The following is a 6,992-nucleotide window of genomic DNA, read 5'->3' as shown; positions in this document are numbered from 1 at the left end:
ACGACCCGACTTCGCCGCCGGCCGCACGCTGCCCCGCTCGGCCCCCCGGCACCACTGGCCGCTGGCGCTGGCCGCGGCGGCCGCGTCCCGCCGGGCCCGCCGCTGGGTGGGCGTCGCCGCCGTCGCCGACGCCGTCCTGGCGTGGTGGCCGCACCGCCGCGCGGTCGGGCCGTTGCGGTTCGCCGTCGCCCGGCGGCTGGAGGACCTCGCCTACGGGGCCGGCCTGTGGTGGGGCGCCCTGCGCGCCCGCGACCCCCGCGCGCTGCTGCCCGCGGCACCGCCGCCGATCGGTCCTCCGCCTTCCCGCCGTTCCTCCCCTGGGCCAGGCGGCGGCCTGCCTGGTGGAAACGGGAGGGAGGGGCCACGATGGCGCACGATGAGCCCGAGCCCGCGGACGTCGCGATGACGACGGTCAACCCCTGGCTCGCGCTGCCCGAGGGGCGCCCCGACCCCACGCTCACCCGCCGGCTGCGGGCCGCCCACGAGGCGATGGTCACCCGCGGGGGCCCGGCCGGCCGCGACTCGGTGCGGGCGGTCGTCTGGGACTCCTGGCGCCGCAGCCTCGGCAGCGGGGTGGACCCCGACGGCACCGCTCCGCCGGTCGACCTGCTCGACGACGACCTGCTGGCCTACCGCGCCGCGCACCCGCTGGCGCCGGTCCTGCCGGTGATCCGCCGGCTGCTGGTCGAGGACGCCGAGGCCGACCAGATGATCGTCGCGGTCACGGACGCGGCCGGCCGGATGCTCTGGGTCGAGGGCGACCGGCGGCTGCGCGCCCGCGCCGAGACGATGAACTTCGTCGAGGGCGCGCGGTGGTCGGAGGAGGTCGCCGGCACCAACGCCCCGGGCACCGCCCTGGCGGTCGACCACGCCGTCCAGATCTACGGCAGCGAGCACTACCGGCGCCCGGTGCAGAACTGGAGCTGCTCGGCGGCGCCGGTCCACCACCCGGTCACCGGCGCCCTGCTCGGCGCCATCGACGTCACCGGCGGCGACTCCGTGGCCAGCCCGCACGTGCTCACCCTGGTGCGCGCCACCGTGGCCGCCGTCGAGTCCGAGCTGCGCTGGCTGCACCGCGAGCAGCCCTCCGGGCGGCGTCCGGCCGCACCGGGCCCCCGCCCGGTCGCTCCGCGGCTGGACGTGCTGGGCCGCGACCGGGCCCGCCTGGTGCGCCCCGCCGGGCCGGTCGAGCTGTCGCTGCGGCACTCCGAGCTGCTGCTGCTCCTCGCCGAGGCCGCCGTCACCGGACACGGCCGGACCGCCGAGCAGCTGGCCGCCGAGTGCCACGCCGGCGATGCCGCCGCGGTGACCGTCCGCGCGGAGCTGTCCCGGCTGCGCCGGCTGGTCGGCACCGACCTCGTCGGCTCCCGCCCGTACCGGCTGCTCGGCCGGCTCGACACCGACCTCGACCGGGTGCGCCGGCTGCTCGGCCGCGGTGCCGTGGGGCCGGCGCTCGAGTGCTACCCCGGTGCGGTGCTGCCGCGCTCGGTCGCGCCCGGCGTGGTCACGGCCCGCACGCGGGTCACCGCGCTGCTGCGCCAGGCGGTGCTCGCCAGCCGCCGTCCGGAGCTGCTGCTGCGTTACAGCCGGCTGCCCGAGGCGCAGGACGACGTCGCCGTCTGGCAGACCTGCCTGGAGTGGCTGCCACCCGGGGCGCCGAGCCGGCCCGGGGTGGCCGCGCACCTGCACCATCTGCGCCGGGCCCCCCGCGGGCCGCTGCGCGTGCACTGAGCCCTCCCCGACGATCATGAAGTTCGGGAGGCGACACGCCGCCTGCCGCAGGTGTGTCGCTTCCGCAGCTTCATGATCGTCGGCAGAGGCCGCTACAGGGCGCCGGCGAACAGCGGGACGGCGTTCTCCAGCGCGTACCCGATGCCCAGCGAGGACCCGCTGGAGAAGGCGCTGACCAGCGTCTCGTCCTCGAGCACCACGGCGTGGCCCTGCTGGACCGAGGGCAGCGTCTGCCAGAGCGGGTTGCCGGTGATCTCGGTGGCCTCCACGAAGATCGGGAAGACGACGGTCAGCGGGGCGTCGAGCAGCCGCAGCTCCTCGTCGCTGACCGGGGCGAAGAAGTTCTCGCCGGCGAGGTCCTGGATGGCCGGCTTGTTGGTGAAGCCGAGCGCCTCCGTGAAGTCGACCCGGGCGTCACCGCGGACGTAGGCCCCGAAGCCCTCCGACGTGTACGCGCCGACGGCGACCTCGGTGCCCTCGAACTGCGGGTTGGCCTCCCGGGCGTCGGCGAACTGCTGCTCCACGCTGTCGGCGATCCCGGTCGCCTCGTCCTCGCGGCCCAGCGCCTGGCCCACCAGCTCCAGCTGCTGCTGCCAGGTGGTCTGGTACGGGCCGACGCCCTCGGGCTGGCCGATGGTGGGCGCGATCTGGCTCAGCAGGTCGTAGCGCTCCTGCGTGCCGTCGGAGCGGGTGTCGAGGATCAGGTCGGGCTCCAGCGCGGCGACCGCCTCCAGGCTGGGCTCGAGGGTGTCGATCAGCTCCGGCGCCTCGTCGTAGCGCCCCTCCGCCCACGGGCCGACGCCAGCGCCGCCGAAGCCCAGCCAGTCGCTGGCCCCGACCGGCTGGACGCCGAGGGCCAGCGCCGTCTCCGCGTCCGACCAGCCGAGGGCGACGACCCGCGCCGGCTCCTCCTCGACCGTGACGTCCCCGAACGCCGTCGCCACGGTCACCGGGAAGGCGCCCGCGGCCGAGCTCGGTGCGGCGTCCCCGGCCTCCTCGGCGGAGCCGGAGCCGCAGCCGGTGGCGAGGACGGCGACGACCAGCAGGGCGGCGCCGCGGAGGGCAGGACGGGATCGCATCGGGGCTCCTCGGGGACAGGTAGGTGAGGCTCACCTAACACCCTCGGGACGACGGAGGGCCACCGAGGTCGCGGAGCCGGAGCCTGCAACGGCGCTGCAACGTTGCCCGGGGGCGCGGCTCCGGGGGCGCCGAGCCCGGCGCGCTCCGCAGATGCGGAGACGCAGAGCCGGAGAGTCCTCCTGTGCGGAGGTGAGGTGGTCGGCGCGTCGGGTAAGCGTGGCCTAAGTCACTCCCCCGTTGACACACTCCGGCCAGGTGGCTCTGCCACACGACCCCTGCAACGAAGCGGAGGATCCGTGACACAGATCAACGTGCGGGTGGACGGGGTGTCCTACCGCGACGACGTCGAGCCCCGGACCCTGCTGGTCCACTACCTGCGGGAGACGCTGGGCAAGGTCGGCACCGTCGTCGGCTGCGACACCAGCAACTGCGGGGCCTGCACCGTGCACCTCGACGGCGCGGCCGTGAAGTCCTGCACGGTCCTGGCCGTCCAGGCCGACGGCGGCGAGGTCACCACGATCGAGGGGCTGGCGCAGAACGGCACCCTGCACCCGGTGCAGAAGGCCTTCCACGAGATGCACGGGCTGCAGTGCGGGTTCTGCACCCCCGGGATGATCATGACGTCGATCGACCTGCTCAAGGAGAACCCGAACCCGAGCGAGACCGAGGTCCGCGAGGGCATCGAGGGCAACCTGTGCCGCTGCACCGGCTACCAGAACATCGTCCGCGCGGTGCAGCAGGCCGCCGGCGAGATGGCCGGCACCGGCGCCGCCCCCGAGACGACGGGAGCGCAGGCATGACCGTCACCCAGGACCGACCCGGCGCCGAGGCGCCGGCCCGCGAGGTCGGCCAGGCCCGCCTCCGCAAGGAGGACGCCCGGCTGATCACCGGCCGCACGACGTGGACCGACAACATGGTCCTCCCCGGGATGCTGCACCTCGCCGTGGTCCGCAGCCCGCTGGCCCACGCGAAGATCCGCGGCGTCGACGTCACCGCCGCGACCGAGTCGCCGGGCGTCGTCGCCGTCTTCACCGGTCAGGACTTCAAGGAGGAGCAGGGCTCGATCCCCTGCGCCTGGCCGGTGACCCCCGACATGGTCAACCCCGGGCACCCGTCGGTGGCCGTCGACGAGGTGAACCACGTCGGCGAGGCCGTCGCGGTGATCGTCGCCCGGAGCAAGGCCGCCGCGCAGGACGCCGTCGAGCTCGTCGACGTCGACTACGAGCCCCTGCCCGCGGTGCTCGACATGGAGCAGGCGATCGCGGCCGACCCGAGCCTCTGCCACGACCACCTCGACTCCAACCAGAGCTTCCACTTCGTGTTCGACGGCGGTGAGGCCGAGACGGGGACCGACACCGAGCGGGCGTTCGCGGACGCCGAGGTGGTGGTCAGCCGCAGGTTCGTGCAGCAGCGGCTGATCCCGGCGTTCATGGAGCCCCGCTCGGTCGTCGTCCAGCCGCAGGGCGACAACTACACGATGTGGTCCTCCACCCAGGTGCCGCACATCCTCCGGCTGATGCTGGCCATGATCACCGGGGTGCCCGAGCACAAGCTGCGTGTGATCGCCCCGGACGTCGGGGGCGGCTTCGGCGGCAAGCTCCAGGTGACGCCGGAGGAGGTGATCAGCCTCCTGGTGGCCCGCCGGATCGGAAAGCCGGTCAAGTGGACCGAGACCCGGAGCGAGTCCCTGATGACCGCGCACCACGGCCGCGACCAGATCCAGTACATCGACATCGCCGCCGACCGCGAGGGCAACGTCAAGGGCCTGCGCTGCCGGATCCTCGCCGACATGGGCGCCTACCTGCGGCTGGTCAGCCCCGGTATCCCGGTGCTCGGGGCGTTCATGTTCAACGGCATCTACAAGTTCCCGGCCTACCGCTTCGAGTGCCAGGGCATCTTCACCAACAAGGTGCCCACCGACGCCTACCGCGGCGCCGGCCGGCCCGAGGCGACGTTCGCCGTCGAGCGGATCATGGACGAGCTCGCCGTCGAGCTCGGCATGGACCCGCTGGAGCTGCGCCGCAAGAACTGGATCAAGGCCGAGGAGTTCCCGTTCACCACGGTGGCGGGGATGACCTACGACAGCGGCGACTACGAGACCGCGACGCAGAAGGCCCTGGAGCTGCTCGGCTACGACGAGCTGCGCGAGGAGCAGCGCCGCCGCCGGGAGTCCGGCGACCCGGTGCAGCTGGGCATCGGCTTCTCCACGTTCACCGAGATGTGCGGCCTGGCGCCGTCCCGCGTGCTGGGCTCGCTGTCCTACGGCGCGGGCGGCTGGGAGCACGCGGCGATCCGGATGCTGCCGACCGGCAAGGTCGAGGTGGTCACCGGGTCCACGCCGCACGGGCAGGGCCACGAGACGGCGTGGAGCCAGCTGGTCGCCGACCGGCTCGGCGTCCCCTTCGAGGACATCGAGGTGCTGCACGGCGACACCTCGATCGCGCCCCGCGGGCTGGACACGTACGGGTCCCGCTCGCTGGTGGTCGGTGGCGCGGCGGTGGTCCACGCGGCCGACAAGGTCATCGCGAAGGCCCGGAAGGTGGCCGCCCACCTGCTCGAGGCCAACGAGGAGGACCTGGAGTTCGCCGGCGGGAAGTTCGCCGTCCGCGGCACCCCCGGCTCGGAGGTCGGCATCCAGGAGATCGCGCTGGCCACGTTCGCGGCGCACAACTTCCCCGAGGGCGTGGAGCCCTCGATCGACGCGGACGCGACCTTCGACCCGGAGAACTTCTCCTTCCCGCACGGCACGCACATCTGCGCCATGGAGGTCGACACCGAGACCGGCAGGGTGCAGATCCGCAAGTACGCCTGCGTGGACGACGTCGGCACGATCGTGAACCCGCTGATCGTCGAGGGCCAGGTGCACGGCGGCCTGGCCCAGGGCATCGCCCAGGCGCTGTACGAGGAGGCCGTCTACGACGCCGACGGCAACCTCACCACCGGCAGCTTCGTCGACTACCTGGTCCCCTCGGCGGCGGACCTGCCGCACTTCGACACCGGCAACACCGTCCACGAGGCGCCGGGCAACCCGATCGGCGCGAAGGGCGTCGGCGAGGCCGGCTGCATCGCCAGCACGCCGGCGGTGGTCAACGCCGCACTCGACGCCGTCCGCCACCTCGGGGTGTCCGACATCCGGATGCCCCTGACACCGGAACGGGTCTGGCGGGCGCTCCAGGAGGGCGGTGACGGCGGAGACCGCGCGACCGCCGGCACCGTCGCCTACGGCGGGGCGCAGACCGAGTCCACCGCCGGTGTGGCGACCGACGCCTCGTCTCTCGGAGGTGACCGGTGATCCCCGCCGCGTTCGAGTACGCCCGGCCGACGACGATCGACGAGGCGCTGCAGGCGATCGCCGCGGGCGGGGAGGACGTCAAGATCCTCGCCGGCGGCCAGTCGCTGATCCCCGTCATGCGCCTGCGCCTGGCGGCACCGGAGACCGTCGTCGACCTCGGCCGGGTCAGCGAGCTGCGCGGGGTCCGGGACGACGGGGACGCCATCGTCATCGGTGCGATGACCACGCACCACGACGTGATGACCGACCCGCTGGTCCAGCAGCACGCCCCGCTCATCGCCGAGGCGACCGAGACGGTCGCCGACCGGCAGGTGCGCGCCCGGGGCACCTTCGGTGGCGCCCTCGCGCACGCCGACCCCGCCGGCGACCTGCCGGCGGTCGCGCTGGCCCTGGATGCCGAGTTCGTCGTGGTCGGGCCGAACGGCCGGCGCACGGTGGCCGCGGCGGACTTCTTCGTCGACTACCTCACCACCGCGCTGGAGGAGGGGGAGCTGCTCGTCGAGATCCGCGTCCCCAAGCTGGCCGGCCAGTGGGGCATGCACTACGAGAAGTTCAACCGGGTGGCGCAGGCCTGGTCGATCGTGGCCGTCGCCGCGGTGGTCCGCCGCGAGGACGGCCACATCGCCGAGGCGCGGATCGGGCTCACCAACATGGGCCCGACGCCGATCCGCGCCCGGGCGACCGAGGCCGCACTGGCCGGTGCCGACGCCAGCGCCGAGGCGATCGCGCAGGCCGCGCGGTCGGCGGCCGAGGGCACCAGCCCGAGCAGCGACCTCAACGGCCAGGCCGACTACCGCCGGCACCTGGCACAAGTGCTGACTCGCCGTGCGGTGACCGCGGCCGCCGGGTTGTAGCGTCGGTCACCAGCCCCCGGTACCGCGCCCGTTCC

General features: G+C 74.1%; 5 protein-coding genes and 1 pseudogene. 5 read left to right on the top strand and 1 reads right to left on the bottom strand.

The window, feature by feature from the left end; genetic code table 11:
* Together MY526_RS06515 and MY526_RS06510 are read left to right on the top strand one after the other, a co-directional pair.
* Positions 1–406, top strand: a pseudogene (locus MY526_RS06515) (mycofactocin biosynthesis glycosyltransferase MftF); the annotation flags it as partial.
* Positions 367–1,731 carry a GAF domain-containing protein gene (locus MY526_RS06510; protein ID WP_436703503.1) on the top strand — a complete coding sequence of 455 codons (1,365 nt, stop codon included), beginning with the start codon at positions 367–369 and terminating at the stop codon, positions 1,729–1,731. The pseudogene MY526_RS06515 and the gene MY526_RS06510, both read left to right, overlap by 40 nt.
* Before the next feature lie 92 nt (positions 1,732–1,823).
* Here the strand turns inward: MY526_RS06510 and MY526_RS06505 are convergent, their stop codons facing one another.
* Complete coding sequence (locus tag MY526_RS06505; protein ID WP_436703501.1) at positions 1,824–2,810, bottom strand: iron-siderophore ABC transporter substrate-binding protein; 987 nt, start codon at positions 2,808–2,810, stop codon at positions 1,824–1,826.
* A gap of 297 nt (positions 2,811–3,107) precedes the next feature.
* On the opposite strand from MY526_RS06505, the gene MY526_RS06500 reads away from it, so the two are divergent.
* From MY526_RS06500 to MY526_RS06490, 3 genes are read left to right on the top strand one after another with little or no spacing between them, the layout of a single operon-like run.
* Positions 3,108–3,611 (top strand): (2Fe-2S)-binding protein, encoded by a 504-nt coding sequence (locus tag MY526_RS06500; RefSeq protein ID WP_436694037.1) that lies wholly within the window; start codon positions 3,108–3,110, stop codon positions 3,609–3,611.
* Positions 3,608–6,103: a xanthine dehydrogenase family protein molybdopterin-binding subunit gene (locus tag MY526_RS06495; RefSeq protein WP_436694038.1), complete on the top strand. Its 2,496-nt coding sequence runs from the start codon at positions 3,608–3,610 to the stop codon at positions 6,101–6,103. The genes MY526_RS06500 and MY526_RS06495 overlap by 4 nt, the downstream gene beginning before the upstream one ends.
* Complete coding sequence (locus MY526_RS06490; RefSeq protein ID WP_436694039.1) at positions 6,100–6,957, top strand: FAD binding domain-containing protein; 858 nt, start codon at positions 6,100–6,102, stop codon at positions 6,955–6,957. The genes MY526_RS06495 and MY526_RS06490 overlap by 4 nt, the downstream gene beginning before the upstream one ends.
* Positions 6,958–6,992 lie beyond the last annotated feature (35 nt).

This window comes from Geodermatophilus sp. CPCC 205761, assembly GCF_051383655.1.
Classification (GTDB): Bacteria; Actinomycetota; Actinomycetes; order Mycobacteriales; family Geodermatophilaceae; genus Geodermatophilus.
Note: the sequence above shows the minus strand (reverse complement) of the source record. Positions and strands in the feature narration are given on the sequence as shown.

Bases quoted from the DNA above. Each gene is read 5' to 3' on its own strand.
- MY526_RS06505 (WP_436703501.1), bottom strand. From the start codon at position 2,810: ATGCGATCCCGTCCTGCCCTCCGCGGCGCCGCCCTGCTGGTCGTCGCC.
- MY526_RS06510 (WP_436703503.1), top strand. From the start codon at position 367: ATGGCGCACGATGAGCCCGAGCCCGCGGACGTCGCGATGACGACGGTC.
- MY526_RS06495 (WP_436694038.1), top strand. From the start codon at position 3,608: ATGACCGTCACCCAGGACCGACCCGGCGCCGAGGCGCCGGCCCGCGAG.